General features: G+C 67.9%; 9 protein-coding genes. 5 read left to right on the top strand and 4 right to left on the bottom strand.

From position 1 onward, the window contains the following. Nucleotides 1-675: 675 nt before the first annotated feature. From Q9K23_RS11185 to Q9K23_RS11175, 3 genes are all read right to left on the bottom strand, one after another. The gene (locus Q9K23_RS11185) at nucleotides 676-1,425 is read right to left on the bottom strand and encodes a VIT family protein (RefSeq protein ID WP_020793241.1); all 750 of its coding nucleotides are present in this window, start codon (nucleotides 1,423-1,425) and stop codon (nucleotides 676-678) included. A 63-nt stretch (nucleotides 1,426-1,488) separates the two neighbouring features. Then, nucleotides 1,489-4,776 carry an arabinosyltransferase domain-containing protein gene (locus Q9K23_RS11180; RefSeq protein ID WP_053778637.1) on the bottom strand — a complete coding sequence of 1,096 codons (3,288 nt, stop codon included), beginning with the start codon at nucleotides 4,774-4,776 and terminating at the stop codon, nucleotides 1,489-1,491. Nucleotides 4,777-4,879: 103 nt separating this feature from the next. Next, nucleotides 4,880-8,278: an arabinosyltransferase domain-containing protein gene (locus Q9K23_RS11175; RefSeq protein WP_053778636.1), complete on the bottom strand. Its 3,399-nt coding sequence runs from the start codon at nucleotides 8,276-8,278 to the stop codon at nucleotides 4,880-4,882. Nucleotides 8,279-8,393: 115 nt separating this feature from the next. On the opposite strand from Q9K23_RS11175, the gene Q9K23_RS11170 reads away from it, so the two are divergent. After that, nucleotides 8,394-11,786 carry an arabinosyltransferase domain-containing protein gene (locus Q9K23_RS11170; RefSeq protein WP_053778635.1) on the top strand — a complete coding sequence of 1,131 codons (3,393 nt, stop codon included), beginning with the start codon at nucleotides 8,394-8,396 and terminating at the stop codon, nucleotides 11,784-11,786. After that, nucleotides 11,783-15,100, top strand: coding sequence for an arabinosyltransferase domain-containing protein (locus Q9K23_RS11165; RefSeq protein ID WP_053778634.1), 3,318 nt, complete (start codon nucleotides 11,783-11,785; stop codon nucleotides 15,098-15,100). The genes Q9K23_RS11170 and Q9K23_RS11165 overlap by 4 nt, the downstream gene beginning before the upstream one ends. 901 nt (nucleotides 15,101-16,001) lie before the next feature. Here the strand turns inward: Q9K23_RS11165 and Q9K23_RS11160 are convergent. Beyond that, nucleotides 16,002-19,328, bottom strand: a complete 3,327-nt coding sequence (locus tag Q9K23_RS11160; protein ID WP_053778632.1) for an arabinosyltransferase domain-containing protein — start codon at nucleotides 19,326-19,328, stop codon at nucleotides 16,002-16,004. Nucleotides 19,329-19,453: 125 nt separating this feature from the next. Here Q9K23_RS11160 and aroQ point away from each other — a divergent pair, with 125 nt between their 5' ends. The 3 genes from aroQ (at nucleotide 19,454) to Q9K23_RS11145 (ending at nucleotide 22,746) form a co-directional block, all read left to right on the top strand. Continuing rightward, nucleotides 19,454-19,918 carry a type II 3-dehydroquinate dehydratase gene (gene aroQ, locus Q9K23_RS11155; RefSeq protein ID WP_020792182.1) on the top strand — a complete coding sequence of 155 codons (465 nt, stop codon included), beginning with the start codon at nucleotides 19,454-19,456 and terminating at the stop codon, nucleotides 19,916-19,918. Nucleotides 19,919-20,178: 260 nt separating this feature from the next. Next, on the top strand, nucleotides 20,179-21,456 hold the full coding sequence (locus tag Q9K23_RS11150) for an ISL3 family transposase (protein ID WP_261977629.1): 1,278 nt from the start codon (nucleotides 20,179-20,181) through the stop codon (nucleotides 21,454-21,456). A 48-nt stretch (nucleotides 21,457-21,504) separates the two neighbouring features. Further along, on the top strand, nucleotides 21,505-22,746 hold the full coding sequence (locus tag Q9K23_RS11145; protein WP_261978112.1) for an HNH endonuclease signature motif containing protein: 1,242 nt from the start codon (nucleotides 21,505-21,507) through the stop codon (nucleotides 22,744-22,746). Nucleotides 22,747-23,132 lie beyond the last annotated feature (386 nt).

The raw sequence follows: 23,132 nt of genomic DNA, 5'->3' as shown, positions 1-23,132 counted from the left end.
TCGAAACCTGGTGGGTCGGCGTTGTCGGTGACCGGGGGTTGTGGTCGGGTTGGTGTGTTTGGCTGTGGGAGATTTCGACTCGGGTCCTCGCTGCGCTCGGTCCCGGCTCAATCATCGTGAGGCGCTGGCCGATTGAGTAGGCCGTCGCTGCGTTTGTCGGTCGGGTTGGTTCTTGGTTTTCGCAACCGGTTGTACCGCTTGGTGGTTGAGCCGGGACCGAGCCGGAAGGGCGAGGACCCGTGTCGAAACCTGGTGGGTCGGCGTTGTCGGTGACCGGGGTTGTGGTCGGGTTGGTGTGCTTGGCTGTGGGAGATTTCGACTCGGGTCCTCGCTGCGCTCGGTCCCGGCTCAATCATCGTGGGTTGTGGGGTTTTTGGTTTTCGCAACTGGTTGTACGGCTTGGTGGTTGAGCCGGGACCGAGCCGGAAGGGCGAGGACCCGTGTCGAAACCTGGTGAGCCGACGTTGTCGGTGAGCAGGGGCGTGGGAGCCGTAAGGTCCCGGCTCGATCATCGTGGGTTGTTGGTTTTTGGCTCTCAAAACCGGTTGTACCGCTTGGTGGTTGAGCCGGGACCGAGCCGGAAGGGCGAGGACCCGTGTCGAAACCTCGTGAGCCGACGTTGTCGGCGACCAGGGTGTGCCGGACACAAGGCCCCCGATCGGTCACGGCAAGAACTCAACCCACCGCATGTCCGACGAGGCTGCCGATCGCGTAGGTGACGGCCATCGCGATCGCGCCACCGATCACCACCCGGGCCATCGGCCGCCACGGCCTGGAGCCGCCCAGGACGGCGCCGACCGCGCCGGTCAGTGCCAGCGCGAGGATGACGGCGACAAAGGCGATCGGAATCCGTACGCCTGCCGGTGGGACCAGGATGGCGATCAACGGCAACAGTGCGCCGACGGTGAAGGCGACCGCCGACGAGAACGCGGCCAACCACGGATTGGTCAGTTCGTCCGGGTCGATCCCGAGTTCCACGTCGACGTGCGCGGAGAACGCATCGTGGGCGGTCAGCTCCCGGGCGACCTGGCAGGCGGTGTCGTGGGAGAGGCCTTTGGCCTCGTAGAGACCGACGAGCTCGTCGAACTCGGCCTCCGGCTGCTCGGCGAGCTCGCGGCTCTCTTTGCGCAGCAATGCCTTCTCGGTGTCGCGTTGGGCGCTCACCGACACGTACTCGCCGAGCGCCATCGACACCGCACCGGCGGCCAGGGCGGCGATACCGGCGGTGAACACCGGCTCGCGCTCGACGGTCGCGGCGGCGACGCCGACGACGATGCCCGCCGTCGACACGATCCCGTCGTTCGCCCCGAGCACCCCGGCACGTAGCCAGTTCAGCCGGTTCGCGAGCGCGCCACCGGAATGCGGCTCACCCGCGTGCTGGTGCGGTGCACCGTCGGCACGGGTGTCGACACCCTCATCGGTCATACATCCAGCTAACCGTGGGGTCGGCTCGCCCGCAAGCAAGGTGAGCCGACCCTGGCCGTCGGATCAGTATCCGCTCGACCGCATCGGTGCCGGGTCGTAGAGCCCGGATCGTTTCGCGGTACCCAGCTCGAGGTGTGCCGGGGGCGCCGGATCGATCTGGGTGAAGCGTTGCAGCCCACCCCAGTCGCGTCCCCAGTTGTTGCGCAGATAGGTGGGCAGCAGGGTGGGGGTCAGCATGGCCTCGGTGATGCCGAGCGGGCCACCGGCGGTGCCGGCCATCCAGGTCTGGCTGTTCTTCCGGGTGGCCTCGGCGTCGGGCATGATCCGCCACTGCGGGACCTCGAGGACGCCGTTGCGGACCTTCATCGGCTGCTGGCACGGGAACACCAGCCCGGGCATCCAGTCGATGAACACCGGATCGGTGGTGCCGACGACGTCGTTGAGGGTACCGAGGGTGCTCACCCGCGGCGGGGTGAACGCAATCCACTCGTTGGGGGCACCGGCGGAGTCGGACACCTCGATCCGCACCACGTTCGCGCGGGCCGGGGCGTCGGCGAGCGGGAACCGCAGATTGCGCCACGTGGGTGCCTCGCCGATGTCGATCGGGCTGAGCACACCGACCGGCGTGACCTTCCCGTCCGGGCCGGTGCGGCCGAACCGGGCGACCAGCTTCTGCCCGGAGTGCACGACGCCGATCCCGTCGACCGCCTCCACCGATCCGGCCACCGCGACGGTCAGCAGCGGGGCGTCGTCGGATCGTTCCGGCAGCGAGTACCACGACGTGGTGAGATCGCCGGTGCCGGTGGGGGAGCCGTACGATCCCAGGACCGGGGTGGCGAGCGGGTCGAGGCCGAACGGCAGCTTCACCGTCGATCCGTTGACGCCGGTGGCGCCCTGCCCGCCCTCGGTACCGCCCGCCGCCGACGACGTGTCGGTGGTGGCGTCCTCGGCGCCGGCACCGGACGGGGCACTGTTGGTGGCCGAGCTCGCGGCGCTCTCGTCGACGGTCGAATCCACCGACAACTTGTTCGGGACACCGTTGGGGGAGAAGCCCGCCGGGGGCACACCGTCGGCGGTTCCGGCGAGTGCCGCCGAGACGCTCGGCGCCGGTGCCGATCCCACCGCGGCCGGCCGGAGCAGGCCTGCGGTGGGATCGGCCTCCACCAGCACATCGTTGGCCAATCCGCACGAATTGCCGCTCAGGGCACGCAGATTGGAGTTCAGCCACGACCACGAGTCGCGCTGCACATAGGCGGCCTTGGCGAACGAGGCCACCATGAAGATCACCACGAATGCCGAGATCACCGGCAGCGGCGAGAACGTCAGCCGCGAATACCAGTGCGGCGTACGGCCGGTACGGGTCGCGTCGTCGACGTAGTCGTCGCGGAAGTGGAACCACAGGCCGATCAGGGCGGTGATCACCGCCAGGGCGAGGAACACCCAACCCAGCTTGATCCAGGCGACGGCGGGCGGCCGATCCCACCAGGGGATGCCGTAGCTGCCGATGTACCACCAGCCGTTGGTGCCGGTGAACGAGATCCCGGTGACGGCCAGTACGGCCGCGGCGAAGAACGTGCGATTGCGTCGTGACCGCAGGATCGCCGGAGCCATCATCGCGCCCGCGGCCGCCGCCAGACCGGCGGCGATACCCGCATACACACCGAAGTGGTGGGTCCACTTGGTGGGCGTGAACGAGATGAAGAACATGGTGCCCAGGGTCACCGCGATCAACCGCCAGATCGGTGCGCGCGCAATCCCGTTGGGGTGCTCACGCCGGAGCAGCCGCAGCAGCACCACGATCAGGCACAGGATCATCATCAGGATGCCGTAGCGGCGGGCGAGGGTGCCGTCGGCGGTCGGGAGGATCAGGTAGTAGTACCGGACCGGCTCCTCCCACCACTCCAGGGTGGGGCCGACGTCGGTGGCCACCTTGTTGCCCTCGAGCAGCGGTGCCAGGGGTTGATCGGCGAAGATCTGGAACAGCACCGCGGTACCGGCGGCCAGGATCGGCGCCAGCATGGGCAGCAGACCGTCCCGCTTGCGGCGGGTCACCAGTGCCCGCACCACCGGCCGGATTCCGGCCAGCAGTGCGGCGACGGCCATCAGGCCGCCGGGTGCGAGTGCCAGGGTGAACGCCGCGGTGACCACCGCGATCGCATAGGGGAGCAGACGCCGGGTGGCGATGGCCCGCTCGACGCAGCACCAGGTGAGCAGCGCGCCGACGGCCTCGGCCGGTTCCGGCCGCAGACCGTTGTTGTAGGGCAACCAGATCGCGAGGAAGACGAATGCCGCCGACCACACCGCGGGGGTGCTGTTGCGCACCGCCCGGCCGAGGCGCGGGATCACCTCACGCGAGATCAGCCACCAGCCGAGCAGACCCAGCGCAAAGGCGGGCAGCCGCATCCACGGTGTGGCGGTGGAGATCTGCGTCATCCAGGAGATCACCTGGAAGTGCCAGCCGAACGGGTCCTGCGGCACGCCGAAGTAGCGGAAGTAGTTGTCGGCATACCCGGCGTCGCCGGTGATCCGGCCGACGGTGAAGTTGTAGCCGTCGTCGGAGGTGTTGGCACCGGCGATCCACCAGAACGCCAGGATCGCGAACACCGCGACGTCCGAACCGCGGATGGTCCACCACCCCGACGGCAGGAAACGCTTGTGCCCGCGCCCGTCCCGATGATCGAGGATGCCCAGCATGACCAGCGAGACCAGGGTCATCAGGATGCCGACGACGATCGCGGTCACCTTCAGCGGTGAGGGCGAACTGACGTATCGGGTGTCGATCGTGGCGTGCAGCGAGAGGCCCTCGCGCGGAGCCGATTCCGGAAGATCGGTGTAGATGCCCACGATCTGCGGGCGCATCTGGTGATCGGGGACGGAGAAGGTGTGCAGTCCGTCGCCGGCCAGGGCCGGTGCGGTCGCCGCGTCACCGGGGCCGCCGGCGAAGCGTGCCGAGACACCGGTGCCGTCGGCATGGAACAGGATGCGGCAGTCCGGGTTCTGCTGTGCGGCCGCGCGGGGCGTGGTGAGGATGACGACGTCACGGTCGGTGACGGTCAGGGTGTCGGCGGTGGCCCGGATGAACAGTGCGCGCGCACTGGCCTCCTGGCCGGCGGTGGGCAGCGTCGACAGCAACACCCCGCCGGAGGCGGGCAGGCGGGTCGCCAGCGAACACGGCACCGACAGATCCATGTCGATCGGCACGAACGACACCAGTGGTGCGGTGACGCTGCCGACCTTGTCGTCCTGCGGCCAGTTGAGCTCTGCGGTGGTCTGATTCACCGGCAGCAGCGGGGTGGCCACCGCGAGGAGGGCGCCGAGCAGGCCGGTGACCACCGCGAGGATCTTGACCATCCGTGGGCTCGGCCGCCACTGCGCCGGCCGGGTGTCGTTGCATACCGACCCCGCCTCGTCCGGTGCACCGCGCGTCCCGGGGGTGCCGTCGTCGTTGCGTGCGTCAGTCGTCATCGGACGTCTCCACCCTGATCGAACCGTTCCGCGACCATCCCCAGCGGGTCTGCGGTGATGTCGCCACCCGGGCCGGGGCGGCGTCGGGGACCAGCGGGGTGAGCCGTTCGAGCGCACCCCAGTCCTGTGTCCAGTCGTCCTTCAGATAGGTCGGCACCGCCAGCGCCGACGTCGTCGCCTCCGAGATCGCCAGCAGGCCACCGTCGTCGGCGTCCTGCCAGGTCTTCGACTGCGAGTTGGCGGTCGCATAGTCGGGCAGGATGCGCCAGCGCGGGATCTCGGCGACCCCGTTGTGCACCTGCAGCGGCTGCTGGCACGGGAAGTGCGCGGCCACCATGAAGTCGACCAGCGTGGGTGCGGAGTCGCCGACGACCTGCTGCAGGGTCTGCAGGCGCGGAGCCCGCGGCGGGGTGATCGCCAGGAACTGCTTCTCGCCGAGGTTGTTGTCCAGCAACGACAGTCGCATCACCGTCGCCGCGGGCGGAACCGCCGACATCGGTACCCGCAGATTGCGCCACGGACGGTTGGTGATGATCGGCCCCGGGTCGATCGGCAGCACGTCGGGACCGATCTGCTCGAACGAGCCGTCCGCGCCGGGCCTGCCGAACTGCACGGTCAGCTTCTGGCCGAAGACGTGCACGCCGAAGACGTCCACGGTGGCGACCGCGCCGGCGGCCGAGACCACCAGCAGCGGTGAGGCGTCGCGGTCGGGCAGGTCGTACCAGCCGGTGGTCAGGCGTGCCTCGCCGGTCGCGCCGTAGCTGCCCAGGACCGGTGTGGTGGCCGGGTCGAGTCCATACGGCAGTGCGACATTCGAGCCGTTGACCGTGGTGGGGCCGCGGCCGCCGGTGGTGCCGGCGCCGAGCCCGCCGGACACCACGAACGGCCGGGAGAACGGGTTGGCGACGTTCATCTGGCCCGGGCGGGCGCTGCCCGGCTCCGGCGACAGGTCGTCGGGCACCCCGTCGGGGGTGAATCCGACTGCGGTGGTGCCGCTTCCGGACCCCGACAACGCGGCCGTCTGCGACTGCCCGTTGGCCGGGGTCAACACCCCGGCATTCGGGTCGGATTCCACCAGCACCGCGTCGGCCATACCGCAGGTGTTGCCGCGCAAGGTGTTCAGGTTCTCGGCGAGCACCGTGGTCGCCGGATACCGCACCACCGCGGCCTTGGCGAACACCAGCAACTGCGAGATCACCATCAGCCCGGCGATCACCGCGATCGGCGACGATGCCAGGAACAGCCGACGACGATCGGCGGCCGAGTCGGCCTTCCCGGAACTGCTGTGTGCCAGACCGCGATTGGCCACATAGTCCAGACGTAGGTGCTGCCACACCGCCACCACGACGGCGAGGACGGCCAACGCCAGGAAGATCGTCGAGATCGGGATGCCGGCGAGGACCGGGGCCCGGTCGAACCACGAGATGCCGTATTCGTAGGCGAACGGCCAGGCGTTCTTGCCCGCCATCGCCGCGGCCAGGGCGAACAGCAGGCCCGCGACGAACACCGTCAGGTTGCGTCCCGACCGCGCCGCCGACTGCACCACCGCGACGGTGGCGACCGCGGCGATCGCCGCACCGAGACCGGTGAACACACCGAACTGGATGGTCCACTTGGTGGGGGTGAACGCGAACAGCAGCAGGGTGACGCCGGTGGCGCCGATCAGCCGCCACGTGGGGCCGCCGTCCACACCGCGGATCCGGCCCTGCCGCAACATCACCGCGACCGCCACCATCAGGCCGGCGAACAGCAGCAGCAGCGGGACGCGGCGGGTCAGCGCGCCGTCCTTGGTGGACACCGTCAGGAAGTAGTAGCGCAGGTACTCCTGATGCCAGCCGATGATCGGCCCGGTGACATAACGGGTCTTGATCGCCTCGAGCACTGTGGCCAGTGTCTGGTCACGGAAGACCACCACCAGCACCAGCAATCCGGCGGCGGCCAGCGGTGCGAGCAGGGCGGCCAGTCCGGCCTCACGGCGTCGGGCCACCAGGATGCGCAGCAGCGGACGGGCGGCGACGATCAGGATCGCCACCCCGATCACGCCGTGCGGGGCCAGCGCCAGGGTGAAACCGGCGGCGACGGCGGCCAGCGCGGCGGGCAGCATCCGGCGGGTCGCGATGGACCGCTCGGCCGCCCACCAGGTGAGCAGCGAGCCCAGCACGATGATCGGTTCGCTGCGCAGGCCGCTGCAGAACGGCATCCAGAACGCCAGGAAGGTCAGTGCGGCCGCCCACATCGGCCAGCCGCCACCGAGCAGCCGGGTCACCCGGCCCGTGCCGCCGCGCACCGCGGCACCGAGCCGCGGCAGCAGCACCCGCGCCAGGATGAACCACGACGCGAGGCCGGCGATCAGCGGCGGCAGATGCATCCACAGGATCGACGGGGACACGCTCGCCCAGTGCGCCAGGAAGGAGTAGTACCAGTCGAACGGCGCCTCGGGGATGCCGTAGAAGCGGTAGTAGTTCGCCAGATAGCCGAAGGAGTCGGCGGTGCGCCCCATGGTGAGGATGTAGCCGTCGTCGGGGGAGCCGGCACCCAGGAACAGCCACACCAGCAGCACACCGGTCACCACCAGGTCGGTGCCGCGGGGCCGCAGCGCCGCCCACAGGCCCGGGCGCGGCCCGATCCGGCGATGATGGCCGTACAGGCGGTCGAGCAGGGCCAGTGCGATCAGCGCGACGACGACGCACAGCACGGCCAGGATCATCACGATCTGCTTGAGCAGGGTCGGCGACGACGCATAGCGGTTGTCGATCTCGACGTGCACCCGCAGGCCGTCGGCGGCCCGGACCTGCTCGGTGCTCAGCGAGGTGAACACCCCGTCGATCTGTGGCCGCTTGCCGGGGTCGAGATCCGACGCCGGGCCGAGCCCCACGAAGCGGGCGCCGGTCGAGGTGCCCGACGACCAGATGTGCAGCGTCGAACACCGGCCCAGTTCGGCGCGCGGTGCACTCGCGGCCAGGTTGTTGCGGAAGGTCACCGAGACGGTGTCCCGCCCCGCCGACACGTACAGGGCCTTGCCCTTGCTGCCCGGCGCCGACGTCGGCATGGTCGCCAGCACCACACCGCCCTGTGCGGGCAGATCGGCCAGGGTGGCGCACGGGATGGAGATGTCCAGGGAGCGGGGCACCTGCGCGATCAGCGGTGCGGTCACACTCGCAGAATTCGCCAGCGGTTGGCCCTGCGGCCAGTCGAAGGACGCCTGGGTGGACTGCACCGGCAGCAACGGCACCACGGCACACAGGACGGCGCCCAGCACGCCGGAGACGATCGCGATCAACCGGATCATCCCGGATCGGGCGCTGAGCTGGGACGATCGTCCGTCGCCACTCGCCGGTGCGGCCGACGGGTCGGCTCCGGGGGCTGGAGACGGGGCTGACGCAGACACGAAGACTGATCGTATGTGACCTGCCCACCAGGTCATAAGCGGACGAGCGTTGCGGGCCCGTCATCCGGTGATCCCCAGAAAGCTCACAGATTCATTCCACTAGTGTTGCGGACTGATGACTGCCTCCTCGACGCCGACGTCCGCCACGCCCGATCGGCGTGGCGGTCAGCGTGTGCTGCACCTCGGTTCCCGCACCCTGCCGTCGTCGCCGCGGACCTGGGCCGTGGTCTCCGCAGTGGCCGGGTCGATCGCCGTCCTCGCGGCCGTCCTGACCCCGTTCCTGCCGGTCACAGCCCACACCGCCACCATCACCTGGCCCCAGGCCGGCGCCGCCGCGACACCGTCGGTGACCGCGCCGCTGGTCGCGCAGACCGCGTCGGGTCTCGACGCCACCATCGACTGCCGGGTGCTCACCGAGCGGCCGGCCGACGCCGACGCCACCAGCGCGGTCACCGTGCTCTCGACCATGCCCCGCGCATCCCAGAAGGCCACCGACAATGCGTTGATCGTCACGTCGGGCCCGTCGGGGGTGACCGTGACCACCCGCGGCAAGCCGCTGGCCACCGCCACCACCGATCAGCTGGGGCAATGCACCCGGCTGCACATCTGGTCGTCGTCGACCGGCGTGGGCGCCCGTTTCGACGGTGTGCCCGGCCCCGATGCGACCGGCACCGCCGAGGCGTCGGCCCAACCGCAGATCGCCGGGCTGTTCACCGCGCTGAACGCCGAGCAGGTCCGTCTCGGCGACGGCATGGCCGTGCGGATCGACGTCGACAACCGCTTCGACACCAGCCCCACCGCACTCAAACTCGTCGCGATGATCATCGGCATCCTCGCCGCGATCATCGCGTTCATCGCGATCGCCGCCCTCGACGTGATCGGCGGCCATCACCGCCGGATCGGCCGGGTGGACCTGCGCCGGTTGCTGATGCCGCGCGCCGCCGACATCGCGGTCACCGCGATCCTGGTGATCTGGCATTTCCTGGGGGCGGGCAGCTCCGACGACGGCTACATCCTGGAGATGGGCCGCAACAGCTCCGACGCCGGTTATCTGGCGAACTACTACCGCTTCTACGGGGCTCCCGAGGCGCCGTTCGACTGGTACTACTCGTTCCTGGCGCACTGGTCGTCGGTGTCGACCGCCGGTATCTGGATGCGGCTGCCCGCGCTGATCGCCGGGCTGCTCGCCTGGTTCGTGCTCAGCCGGGTGCTGCTGCCGCGGCTGGGCGGGGCGGTGCGCCGCTCGCAGTGGGCGATGTTCACCGCCGCCGCGGTCTTCCTGGCGTTCTGGATGCCGTTCTGCAGTGGCCTGCGTGCCGAGCCGATCATCGTGCTCGGCTCACTGCTGACCTGGTGGGGTGTGGAGCAGGCGGTGGCCACCCGCCGCATGCTGCCGGCCGCCGGGGCCACCCTGGCCGCGTGCCTGACCCTGGCGCTGGGCCCCCACGGTGTGATCGCGGTGGCTCTGCTGCTGGCCGGGTCGCGGCCGATGCTGCGCAATCTCCGCCGCCGCGACCGTGAACTGCGGATCACCTGGCGTGGGCGTCCGCTGCCCGGTACCGGGCTTGGGGCGCTGCTGGCCCCGATCGGGGCGGCCGTCGCCGTCGTGGTGATCGTGGTGTTCCGCGACCAGACCCTGATGAACGTGCTCGAGGCCATCCGGATCCGCTACACCGTCGGCCCCACCCTGGCCTGGAACCAGGAGTTCCTGCGCTATTACTACCTGACGCTGAGCACCCAGGACGGGTCGCTGGTGCGGCGCGTCCCGGTCACCCTGCTGGCCGCCGGACTGTTCGTCACCCTCGCGGTGATGTTGCGGCGCAAGCGTATCCGCGGCATCGACCCGTCCCCGGTGTGGCGGCTGATCGGTGCGGTGCTGCTGACGGTGCTGCTGCTGTCGTTCACCCCCACCAAGTGGACCGTCCAGTTCGGCATCTACGCCGGTCTGGCCGCGGCCCTGGCCGCCGTCGCGACCGTCGCCGTCGCCCAGTCGTCGCGGCGGTCCCCGCGCAATGTCGCGATGTACGTGGCGGTGTTGCTGTTCGCCTGCGCGGTGTCGGTGGCCGGCCAGAACGCGTGGGGCTGGTCGTATGACTTCGGTATCTCCTGGTTCGACAAGGCGCCGGTGATCGGCGGACATCCGCTGTCGACGATCTTCCTGATCCTGACCGTGGTGGCCCTCGCGGTGGCGATGTGGTTCCACCTGCGCATCGACGTCGACGCCGAGCACCACCGCGTCCGCGACGCCGGCGGCACGCCGACCCGCACACAGACCGCGATCGCGTCGTCGCCGATGCTGGTGATCGCGACGCTGGTGGTGCTCATCGAGCTGGTGCTGTTCGCCAAGGCGGCCGTCGCCCGCTCCGACACCTACTCGACCCTCGGGTCCAACCTGCGGGCGCTGACCGGCAACAGCTGCGGCATGGCCGACCGCGTACTCGTCGAGGACGACCCGAATGTCGGTGCGCTGCAACCGATCGGCACCACCGACATCTCTCGTGCGCTGGCCGGTGACGACAACGGTTTCACTGCCGACGGCGTGGCCGGTGATCTCACCCCGGATGCGACGTCGCTGGGTGCGGGCACCATCAACACCTCCGGCAATCTCGCGCAGCCGTTCGTCGTGTCCGGCGGGGCGCCCGGCACCACCGGCGGTGTGATCGCCGACCCCGGTGTCAACGGCTCGCACGCCGCGCTGCCGTTCGGGCTCGACCCGGCCACCACCCCGGTGATGGGCAGCTACGGCCACGACAACGGCACCGCCGAACTCACCACGCTGCCCTATGCGCTGCCCGCACGGGATTCGTCGCCGCTGATCGTGATCACCGCCGCCGGGCCGATCGCCTCGATCGACCAGGACGGCGTGTACACCCCGGGCCGGCTGCTGCAGGTGCAGTTCGGCCGGGTGTCCGGCACCGGTGCCTTCGAGCAGGTCGGCGAGCCGTTCACGCCGATCGATCCGGGCCCCGACCGTCCGAACCGGTCGTGGCGCAATCTGCGTATCCCGATGTCGGCGGTACCGGCCGAGGCCACCGCCCTGCGGATCCACGCCCTCGACGACAACCTCGCCAACGACCAGTGGCTGGCCATCACCCCGCCGCGCGCGCCGCGGCTGACCACCCTGCAGTCCACCGTCGGCACCACCGACCCGGTGCTGCTGGATCTGTCGGTGGGCAGCCAGTTCCCGTGCCAGCACCCGATGACGGTGTCCGACGGGATCTCCGAGATCCCGCAGTGGCGGATCGTGCCCGACCAGGTGACCACCAACTCCAAGTCCAAGACCTGGCAGGCCAGTGTCAACGGGGGCATCCTCACCACCGTCGACGCGCTCACCTCGTCGTCGACGATGGCCACCTACCTGGAGAACGACTGGTACCGCAACTGGGGTGGGCTCCAACGGCTCACACCTCTTGTGCCCGACGCGCAGCCGGCCGCGGTGAGCGTCGGTGAGCAGCGCGTGTGGGGCTGGACCCGGGACGGATCGATCAGAGTGGTGGCGCAGAAATGACCGACCGGACCGTCCGTATCGCCAAGATCGTCGCCGTGGTGACGGGTCTGATCGGCATCGTGCTGGCCGTCGCCATGCCGTTGCTGCCGGTCAGCTACACCAAGGCCACCATCACCTGGCCACAGGCCGGTCAGGTGCGCAATGTGGTGGCGCCCAACGTCTCCTACACGCCCGTCGCGATGGACATCACCGTGCCGTGTGCCCTGGCCGCAGACCTGCCCGCCGGTGGTGGCGTGCTGTTGTCGACGGTGCCGGAGAGCGGTGTGGACGCAGGCAAGGTGGGTCTGTTCGTCCGTGCCACCTCCGATCGTCTGCTGGTCACGCAGCGAAATGTGGTGCTGCTCAGCGTTCCCCGTGCCGACGCGCAACGTGCCGCCGGATGTGTGGTCGCGATCTCCGCCGACACCAGCGGGATTCGCGGTGAGATCCGCGGGCTGTCCACCGACGGCGGTGCGCCGCCGAGTTTCGCCGTCGACGACCCCAATGCGCGACCGCAGATCATCGGTGTCTACACCGATCTGCCGGAGACCGCGAATGCCGAAGGGCTCTCGTTCTCGTCGACCGTCGACACCCGGTTCGTGTCGAGTCCGACGACGCTGAAGTTCGTCGCCGCCCTGGTCGGCGTGCTGATGACGGTCGCGTCGATGATCGCCCTCGCCGTCCTCGACCGCCAGGACGGCCGCCGGTCGCGGCGCTGGCTGCCCGGCAAGACCCGCCACGGTGAACCCGGTGCGCCGCAACGTCCCTGGTGGCGTCCCACCCTGCTCGACGGCGTGGTCGTGGTGGTGCTGGTGATCTGGTTGTTCGTCGGCGGCAACACCGCCGACGACGGCTATCAGGTGACGGTCGGCCGGGTCGCCCCGGACGCCGGATACCTCGACAACTACTACCGCTATTTCGGTGTGCCGCAGGACCCATTTGGCTGGCACTACCAGTATCTGGCGCTGTGGATGCAGGTCTCCACCGCCACCCCGTGGCTTCGCCTGTTGCCGTTGCTGTTCGCACTGGCCGCCTGGTTCATGCTCTCGCGTGCGGCCTTCGGTCGGATCGGTGCGGCGGTCCGTACCTCACCGGCCGCCCGCTGGGCCGGTGCCTTCGCCTTCCTCGCGGTGTGGCTGGCGTTCAACAACGGTATCCGGGTGGAACCGTTCCTGGCGGTGGGCATCCTGCTCACCTGGCTGCTGGTGGAGCGGTTCATCGCCACCGGCCGGCTGTTCCCGCTGGCCCTGGGTATCGTGGCCGCCGCCTTCACCCTGACGGTGCATCCGGCCGGTGCGATCGCCGCGCTCGCCCTGGTGGCGGCGCTGCGCCCGATCGTCAAGCGGCTGCGTATCCGCATCCGTCGCGACGGCTGGTTGCCGGTGCTGGTGCCGATCCTGGCGTCGGGTCTGCTGGTGGTCTACGAGATCTTCGCCGATCAGCCACTCGCCTCGATCCTCGAGGGCGTCAAGGTGCAGGGCATCGTCGGACCCACCAACAAGTGGTGGACCGAGGCCATGCGGTACTACATTCTGCAGAACCCCACCACCGATGGTTCGATCGCGCGTCGCATCGGCATCTTCGTGACGTTCTTCGCGGTGCTGATCATCGTGCTCACCCTGCTGAGCCGGCGCCGGGTGCCGCGGGTGGCCACCGCCCCGCTGTGGCGCCTCGTCGCGATCCTGGCCGGAGCGGTTGCGGTGCTGGCGTTCTCGCCCACCAAGGCGACCCACCAGCTCGGTGCCTTCGCCACGCTTGCCGGTGCGCTGGTCGCCGCGGCGACGGTGCTCATCTCACCGGCGGTGATGCGACGACGCAGCAACCGCACCTTTGTCGCCGCCGCGGCCGCCTATGTGCTGGCCGTGACCTTCGCCGGACGCAACCAATGGTGGTACGTCGGCAGTTACGGCATCCCGTGGGCCGACGACACCCCGAATGTGGCCGGGGTCAACCTGTACGTCCCGATCCTCGTGGTCGCCTTCCTGCTGACCCTGCTCGGCGCGTGGCAGTACTACCGCGACGACCGTCTTGCCCAGGACGGGCAGTCGCTCGAGCCGAGGCCGGCCGGCCGCGTGCGCACCCTGTTCCGGGGGATGCCGACGTATTCGCTGGCGATCGTCCTGGCGATCGTCCTGGTGTTCACCATGATCTCGTTCGCCAAGGCGATCGTGACCCAGCGCGGCTCGTGGACGTGGGCCAGCTCCAACGTCGATGCGCTGCGCGGGCACCCCTGTGCACTGGCCGATGCGGTGCTGGTGGAGGCCGACCCCAACAAGGGTCTGCTCGCCCCGGCCGATGTTGCCGGACAGAACAATCCGTCACCGGGTGCCGCTCTCGCCGGGGCCGGGATGACCGGGTTCACCCCGGACGGTGTGGGGTCCAACCTGGAGGCCATCGCCGACGGCGATTCGTCCGAGGTCGATCGCACGCAGACCGATCCGAATGCCGCGCAGGAGGAGCCGACCGGTTCGTCGGGGTCGGCCGACACCGGTGGCGGCACCACCAACCGCAAGGGTGTCAACGGGTCGTCGGTCAAGCTGCCCTTCGGTCTGGATCAGTCGAAGGTGGCGGTGCTGGGCAGTTACGGCGCACCGAACGGCCGGGCGCAGTTGACCTCCGACTGGTATCAGATGCCGGCTCGCAGCGCCGGTGCACCGCTGGTGACGATGTCGGTGGCCGGTGCCGTCGAGTACGTCGACGAGCTCGCCGTCACCCACCCCGGCCAGAAGCTGCGCCTGGAGTTCGGTCGGGTGGAACCCGACGGCAGCGTCACCACCGTGGCGTCGATGGTTCCGCTCGGGATCGACACCGCGCCCGAATGGCGTAACCTGCGTTTCCCGCTCGACCAGGCGCCGCCGCGCGCCTCCGTCGTGCGGGTGGTGGCCGCAGACACCAGTTCCGATCCGGCCCAGTGGCTCGCCCTCACGCCCCCGCGTGTGACCACCCTGACGACGCTGAACGACCTTGTCGGTAGCGAGGATCCGGTGCTGCTCGACTGGGAGGTCGCCTTGGCCTTCCCCTGCCAGCGTCCGGCGACGGTGCGTAACGGCATCCTCGAGGTCCCGCAGTGGCGCGTCACCCCCGACGCCGACGGCGAGCGCGTGAACTCGCGCCGCTGGATGGCCGGCGACTACGGCGGCCCGCTCGGCATCGTGGAGAACGACTTGCGGCCGACGGTGCTCCCGTCCTACCTGCGCAATGCGTGGGCCAAGGACTGGGGCAGCCTGCAGCGCCTGACGCCGTTGGTGGACCAGGTTCCGGCACACCTCGAGATCACCCAGGACGTCCACACCGGTCTCTGGACCCCCGGCCCGATGCGCGCGATCAAGAACTAGCGTCAACTGCCTGCTGGGCCTTGGTGATCGAGCCGGGCGGCCTTCGGTGATCGAGCCGGGACTTCTTTCGGTGATCGAGCCGGGACTTCCTTGGGTGATCGAGCCGGGACCGAGCATCGCGAGGACCCGTGTCGAAATCTCCGCAGCGGACGTCGGGTGGTGACCACGTCGGTGGTGGTCGCGTCCGCGACTTGGCTGTCTGAGGTTTCGACTCGTCTCGTCGCTGCGCTCCTCGTCGGCTCAACCATCAATGGCCCGTTGGTGATTGAGCCGGGACTACTTTTGGTGATTGAGCCGGGACCGAGCATCGCGAGGACCCGTGTCGAAATCTGTGTAACCGACGACGGGTGGTGACCACGTCGGAGGTGGTCACGTCCGCAACTCGGCTGTCTGAGGTTTCGACTCGTCTCGTCGCTGCGCTCCTCGTCGGCTCAACCATCAATGGCCCGTTGGTGGTTGAGTTGGGAGTGGGTGGGGTGTTCTTGGGTGATTGAGCCGGGACCGAGCTTCGCGAGGACCCGTGTCGGAATCTCCGCAGCGGACGTCGGGTGGTGACCACGTCGGTGGTGGTCGCGTCCGCGACTTGGCTGTCTGAGGTTTCGACTCGTCTCGTCGCTGCGCTCCTCGTCGGCTCAACCATCAATGACCCGTTGGTGGTTGAGTTAGGAGTGGGTGGGGTGTTCTTGGGTGATTGAGCCGGGACCGAGCTTCGCGAGGACCCGTGTCGAAATCTGCGTAACCGACGTCGGGTGGTGACCACATCGTTCCTCGTCAGCTCGATCAGCAACGAGCCGTCGATGATTGACCAGGACAGCCTCGCGTGGCGAGGCCGACCGGCCGTCGGAATCCGGTGGGACACACATGTCCGCAACCAGAACCGACGTCTCCGTCACGCGCCGTGTCAGTACCGGATCGGCGCGGGGCTCCACAGTCCGCTGCGGGTTTCGGTACCGGTCGTGATCTCCGCCGGGACGGTCGTATCACCGTAGGGGACAAGCCGTTCCAGTGAACCCCAGTCGCGGCCCAGGTCGCCCTGGAGATATGTGGCCAGCGCCGTCGGGTCCAGCAACACCTGCTCCCAGCCGAGCGGGCCGCCGCCGAACGAACCCTGCCAGGCGGCGACGGCGGCTTTCAGATCGGCGCCGGGTTCGATTCGCCATTCCGGGATCTCGGCGACGCCGTCGTGGTGGGTGAACGGACGCTGGCAGGGGAACACCAGCCCCGACGTCCAGTCGACGTGCACCGGATCGTCGCTTCCGACAACCTCTTGCAGCGTCCGCATCTCGGGCACACGCGGCGGGGTGACGACGATGTAGCGGTCGGTTGCGAGGTTCTCGTCGGTGGCGGCGATCCGCACCGCGGTGAGCCCCTCCGGCAGATCCGTCGTCGGGATACGCACATTGCGCCACGACGGCCGAGGGCCGGGATCGATCATCGCGACGTCGCCGGTGGCTTTCAGATCGGCATCGCGGGTCGACGACGTGATCGGGTCATCGGTGTACTCCAGCAACAGGTCTCGCGGATTGTCGAACTGGCCTGCCACCGAGAAGCTCAGCACCGGCCGGGATCGATAGTCCGAGGGCAGTGCATACCAGCCCGACGTCAGCCGGGCAGGCACCTGATCGTTCTTGGAGTAGCTGCCCAGCACCGGTGTGGTCGCCGGATCGAGTCCGAAGGGCAGTGCGGCGTGGCTGCCGTTGACCCCGGCGGTGGCGTTGGTGCCGCCGCCGGTGCCACCGGAGTTCGCGATGAGGACGTCCGGGTCGGCGAAGGCGTCACCGGCGAGTACGCCGAGCGATCCGGCCGGCGCCTTGGTGTCGATGTCGTCGGGGATGCCGTCGGGGGTGAAACCGCTGGTGGCCGACCGCGACGATTCCGGTTGGGTGGCCGGTCCGGCGAGCGGGTCGGTGAGGGTGCCGTCGACCGGCTTCAGCTCGAAGCTGCTGGGGTTCTCCTCGACCCACACCTTGTCGGCCATGCCGCACTGTTTACCGGCGAGGGCCTCGAGGTTGGAGCGTGGCACCGAGTACGAATTGCTCTGGTGGATACCGGCGAAGGCGGCGGTGACGAGCTCGAAAAGCACCACCACGGCGGCGATCCAGGCGAGTGGGGCACCGGCCATCGAATGCCAGAGGCGCCGATACCACCGGTGATGTTCCTGTTTCCACTGTTCGTCGGGTTCGGCGACCGGATCGGTTCCGGAGAACGGTTCCCGGAAGTGGAACCACAGCGCGAGCAGCAACAGCAGCAGCGCGATCACCAGCAGCACGGTCCCCACGCGGAAGACGATGGTGACCTGTCCGACGCCCCATGGCATCCCCCACGCCGAGGAGTAGTAGTACGAGTTGGGCGCGGTGAAGGCGAGCCCGGTGATGAAGAAGACGAGTGCCGCGTACAGGGTCCGGTTGCGGCGTGAGTGCATCGCGCTCTGGCTCGCCGCGATCGCCGCGATGGCGGCCAGGGCTGCGGCGAGTCCGGCGAACACGCCGAAATGGTGGGTCCACTTGGTGGGGGTGAACATCAGGAACACCAACGACGCAAAGGTGATCCCGACGATACGTCGGGACGGCCCGAGTGCCGTCCCGGGGATCCGGGACTTGCGGATCAGCACCGCCGCCGACACCACCAGGCCGAGGATCATCGCGAGCACGGCGAAGCGGCGGGCGATGGAACCGTCGGCGGAGAACGCGAACAGCGAAGAGTAGCGGTCGATCTCGTTGTACCAGTGCAGCGACGGGCCGAGCGCCGACTTCATGCTCGACGCCTCCATGAAGGAGCGCAGCGTGAGGTTGGAGAACACGGCGAAGATCACCAGGGTGCCGGCGGCGAGGATCGGGGAGATCAACGCCAGATAGGACGTCCACCCCGAACCGATCACCCGTGCCCGTTTGAGCAGCGCGAGGATCATCGGTCGGGCACCGGCGATCAGTGCGGCGACGGCGAGCAGACCGGTGGGTCCGGCCGCCAGACTGAACGCACCGAAGATGCAGGCGATGGCGGCCGGGAGCAGTCGCCCGGTGGCGATCGACCGTTCCACCGAGCACCAGGTCAGCAGTGCGCCGAGGCAGATGATCGGTTCCGGGCGCAGACCGTTGTTGAACGGGAACCACGACGCCAGGAAGACGAAGGCCGCCGTCCAGCCGACGGCCGGACGGATCAGTGCGGCCCGGCCGAGGCGGGGCAGCACCTCGTGGCTGATGATCAGCCACGACGCGATCCCGCACAGCAGGGCGGGCAGTCGCATCCAGGGGCTGGCCACCGAGATGTGGCTGAGCATGCCGAAGACCTGGTAGTACCACCCGAACGGTGCCTCGGGTGCGCCGTACCAGCGGAAGTAGTTGGCCGTGTACTCGCTGTTCTGGGCGACCCGCGACATCGTCATCAGGTAGCCGTCGTCGGAGGTGTTGGGGCCGATGAAATGCCAGATCAGCAGGCCGCCGATGACGACATAGTCGCGGGCGTTGAGCCGCCACCACCGTGCCGGGAAGATCCGACGATGACCGCGGCCGTCGGTGGAGTCGAGTACCGCCAGCGAGGCGAGGGAGATCAGGGTGCACACGATCCCGACCGCCAGGACCAGCCACTTCAGCACGGTGGGGGTGGAGGTGTAGCGGGAGTCGATGGTGACGTGGGCGCGCAGGCCCGGCAGGTCGGCGGCGGCCCCGGACAGGTCGGTGAACAGGCCGGTGACCTGCGGTCGCTGATCGGAGCTGAACTGGTTGGTGTCGACTCCGGTGAGTGCCTCACCGGAGTCGTTGTGCATGCCGACGAACTCGGCGGTCACCTCGGAGGAGTCGGCGTGGACGACGATCTCGCGGCAGTCCTGTGACCGCATCTGGGCGACTGTCGCCGACACCAGCGGCAGATTGCGGTTGACCACCTCGACGGTCTGGCGGTCGGGGGCGTCACCGGCCTGACCGGTACGGCGGATGAACAGACCGCGTTCGGAACTCTTCTCCGCCTGCTTGGGCAGCGTCGAGAGCAACACGGACTCGCCGTCACGCAGGTCACCGACCGCCGAGCACGGGATGGCGATGTCCAGGTCGATCGGGACGTAGGCGGTCAGCGGCGCCGAGACGGAGTTGATCTGCCCGTTCTGCGGCCAACTGATCTCTGCGGTGGTCTGGTTGACCGGCATCAGAGGGGTGGCGAGGGCGAGGATCAGACCCGCCAGTCCGGTGATGATCGCGAGGAGCTTTGCTCTCCCCACCCTCGACGTTGCTGGCACAAAGAGTGATCGTAGTGGGTGAGTCTGTGCGGGCCGCGCCGTGGCAGCGGGCGGCCTCCCACCGGGCGTGACCTCAGCGGTGTCGGGCCCGGCCCGGGCCTCGGATGGACTTGTAGGCTGACCCCATGTCGACCGACCCCACCGAGTCAACCCCGCTGCCGATCCTTCTGCTCAACGGCCCCAACCTCAACACCCTGGGCTTGCGGCAGCCGGAGATCTACGGGTCCGACACCCTCGCCGACGTCGTCGACCTCGCCGAGCGCACCGCGTCCGAGCTGGGCTATGGGCTGCGTGCCGCGCAGACCAACCACGAGGGCGAGATGATCGACTGGATCCATGAGGCCCGCGGCCAGGTGTCGGGGATCGTGATCAACCCGGCCGGCTGGACCCACACGTCGGTGGCGCTGGCCGACGCGCTGGTGATCCCGGAGGTGCCGATCATGGAGGTGCACATCTCCAACGTGCACAAGCGGGAGGCGTTCCGGCATCACTCGTACGTGTCGCCGATCGCCGCCGGGATCATCGTCGGTTATGGCGTCCGCGGGTACGAGTACGCCATCCGACGTCTCGTGGAACTGATCTCGGACTGACACGAGCGCGGCACCGGCGACCGAGGGTTTCGTCCCACTCGACAGTCGCGCGGGGAGTTGCCGGTTGAGTGGTTGGCCGCAACGACCCCCAACAACCCCAGGGGTGAACCCGAATCCCCAGGGTGAACAGCTTTCACAACTTATCCACAAATACTGTTCTACTGGAGAATTCGCAGATTTCTCGTACATGTGTGGCACTACTGACGATTCTGTGGGCACCCAACGGTGCGCCTAAAGCACGCAACGCCCTGTCTCCCATAATGTTTGGTTTGCGAAGACTAAACAGAAGGAGCAAGGCGTTGCGCACGACCACTGTACTGCAGAAGCTACTGGGAGTCGAGCACCTGACGGTGCTCGATGTGGAGTTTGTCGACAATGTCGGCACGTCGGGAGTAGTGGTGACGGTCCGGGCTCACGCCCAGACGCGATCTCGATGTCCTCGATGTCATAAGCGTTGTCCTGGATACGATCAGAGCAATCAGCCACGACGTTGGCGCCACCTCGACCTCGGTGGCTGGCGCTGCTATCTGCAAGCCTCGGTACGACGAGTACGGTGTCCAGAACACGGTGTGCTCACCGAAGAAGTGCCCTGGGCCAGGCCTGGGGCCAAGGTGACCAGGGCGTTCGACGACACTGCCGCGTGGTTGACCGCGCATTGTCCGGCAACGGCGGTGTGCGAGTATCTCCGCGTGTCATGGCGGACTGTGACCCGGAGCGTCGAACGCGTCGTCACTGACTACGTCGGAACTATCGACCGCCTGGATAACCTGCGGCGCATCGGTATTGATGAGATCGCCTACCGCAAAGGTCACCGATACCTGACCGTGATCGTCGATCATGACTCCGGCCGGCTGGTATGGGCGCGAGAGGGGGCCAGGAAGGAGACCCTGCACACCTTCTTCGATGAGCTCGGGGAGCAACGCACCGCGCAGTTGACCCATGTCAGCGCTGACGCCGCCAAATACATAGCGGTGGTCGTCGCCGAGCGCGCCCCAGACGCTATCTGGTGCATGGACCCGTTTCATGTGGTCCAGTGGGCGACAAAAGCTTTGGACCGAACCCGGCAACGAGTCATGCATCGGATCACGGGCCTGAGTAAAGTTGAGCGACGGAATCTGCGGTGGGCGATGCTGAAGAATCCAGAGAACCTGACCGATACCCAGTTGCATCTGCAGCACAAAGTCGTTTCTCGGGCAAACGATGAGTTGGCCCGCGCCTATCAACTCAAAGAGCAACTGCGGTATGTATTCCACGGCAAGCACAACGACCCCTGGCGGGCGATCGGGCGGTGGATCATCTGTGCTCGAGAGAGCGGGATCATCGAGATGCGCGGACTCGCCACCAGCGTCGAGGCGCAGAAGACTCAGATTTACAACTCGATCGTGAGTGACGTGTCGAACGCGCGGGTGGAAGCCACCAACACGCACCTTCGTGCAATCACGAAACGCGCATACGGATTTCATACACCCGAAGCCCTTATCGCGATGTCGACACTCACGCGGGGAGGTGCGTGTCCTACTCTCCCGCAGCGTAATTGACCCACAGAAAGATCAATAGAGCCACATGTGTTCGCTACAATGGAACACATGCAGGGGGAGCTGGAGACCATTCTCGACGCACTCATCGATTGTCGTTTCGACGACGATCCGACCGGGCCGGACGTGTTCATGGACATGCGGACACTGGTCACCATCAGGAATGTCGTCGACGCGCTGACCGCGTCGGGAGCCGGGCATTTGGATCGGCTGGGGGTGGCGCAACGGCATGGGCACAAACCGATCGCCTTGTTGATCGAGATGGGGTACGCGCCTTCCGTCGCTGCGCGGATGCAGCGGATCGGCACCTCGGCGGTGGTGGACTGCACACTGAAACATGCGGCCGACGGCGCGATCTCGGGTGAGCATGTCGATGCGATCGTGCGTGGGCTCAACCAGATCGGCTTGCGTGCCGGGGAGGCTCCGACTGCCGAGACCTGGGCCGAGTTCGAGGGTGATCTGTTGGCGCAGGTGTTGTCGGGGGCCAAGCCTGCTGAGGTGATGGCACGGGCACACCAGTTGGGTGACCATCACTCGTCGGATGCCGAGGGTGGACGCCCGGCGAAAGAGGACCGCAATCTGAATGCCCTGGATATCGGGCGGACCGATGATGGGCGGGTCGCCGTCTCGGGGAGTCTGGATGTGGTTGTCGGCGAAAAGCTCGCGACGGCGATCGAACAACTGTCGGCGCCGGTGCCCCAGCCGGATGGTTCGAACGATCCCCGTGAAGCGCCCCGACGTCGCGCTGACGCGTTGGAGATGGTCTTGGATACGGCGGCTGGTGCGGGGGATCGGTCGGTGACCGCTCTACCGTCGGCGTTGATCAACCTGTCGGTTCCCGCGGACGCACCGGACAAGTCGGCGTTGGCGTTCGGTGGGTCGATCACCCACGGCACTTTGTTGGAAACCAGTTGTGACGGCGTGGTGGTCATGACCATCGTCGACGGCGAACGCGTCCCGTTGGATATGGGCCGGTCGAAACGGTTGTTCACCGCCGGCCAGCGGCGTGCGTTGTTCGAGCGGGATCGGTGTTGTATCAAGTGTGGTGCCCCGGCGTCGAGGACTCAGGCTCATCATATTGCGCATTGGTCGGATGGTGGTGCCACCGACCTGGCGAACGGCTGTTTGTTGTGTGCGTCGTGTCATGCCGATGTGCATCACAACGGGTGGGATGTCTATATGGGGCCGGATGCTCATCCGTGGTTGATTCCGCCTGAGGTGGTGGATCTGCGTCGTCGTCCGATTCCGGCGTATAACAGGCGGTTTGCTGATGAGTTGCCGAATGCTGCCTGACCTTTTGTAGAAGCTTGTGTTCTTTGAGAACTTCATAGAGATTTGGGTGGGTGTCGGAGCCTCCGTTGGTTGCGTTGGTGAGTTCGGCCGGTGGAGGTTTCGACACGACTTGTCGCTTCGCTCCTCGTCGGCTCAACCATCAACGGAGCGTGGCTGATTGAGCTGAGCCCTCTTGCATGATTGAGCCGCGCCTACCTTGCTGATTGAGCCGCGCCTACCTTGCTGATTGAGCCGGGACTTCTACGATGATTGAGCCGGGACCGAGCGTAGCGAGGACCCGTGTCGAAATCTCCGTAGCGTGGGTTGGGTGGTGATCACCTCGGAGGTGGTTGGGTTGGCGAGTTCGGCTGTCTGAGGTTTCGACTCGTCTTGTCGCTTCGCTCCTC

This window comes from Gordonia sp. NB41Y, assembly GCF_030718915.1.
Taxonomy (GTDB): domain Bacteria; phylum Actinomycetota; class Actinomycetes; order Mycobacteriales; family Mycobacteriaceae; genus Gordonia; species Gordonia desulfuricans.
This window is presented reverse-complemented; position numbering and strand designations above follow the sequence as displayed.

Coding starts and splice junctions, on each gene's coding strand:
- Q9K23_RS11180 (WP_053778637.1), bottom strand. CDS start 4,776: ATGGTCAAGATCCTCGCGGTGGTCACCGGCCTGCTCGGCGCCCTCCTC.
- Q9K23_RS11165 (WP_053778634.1), top strand. CDS start 11,783: ATGACCGACCGGACCGTCCGTATCGCCAAGATCGTCGCCGTGGTGACG.
- Q9K23_RS11150 (WP_261977629.1), top strand. CDS start 20,179: ATGTTTGGTTTGCGAAGACTAAACAGAAGGAGCAAGGCGTTGCGCACG.
- Q9K23_RS11145 (WP_261978112.1), top strand. CDS start 21,505: ATGCAGGGGGAGCTGGAGACCATTCTCGACGCACTCATCGATTGTCGT.
- Q9K23_RS11185 (WP_020793241.1), bottom strand. CDS start 1,425: ATGACCGATGAGGGTGTCGACACCCGTGCCGACGGTGCACCGCACCAG.
- aroQ (WP_020792182.1), top strand. CDS start 19,454: ATGTCGACCGACCCCACCGAGTCAACCCCGCTGCCGATCCTTCTGCTC.
- Q9K23_RS11170 (WP_053778635.1), top strand. CDS start 8,394: ATGACTGCCTCCTCGACGCCGACGTCCGCCACGCCCGATCGGCGTGGC.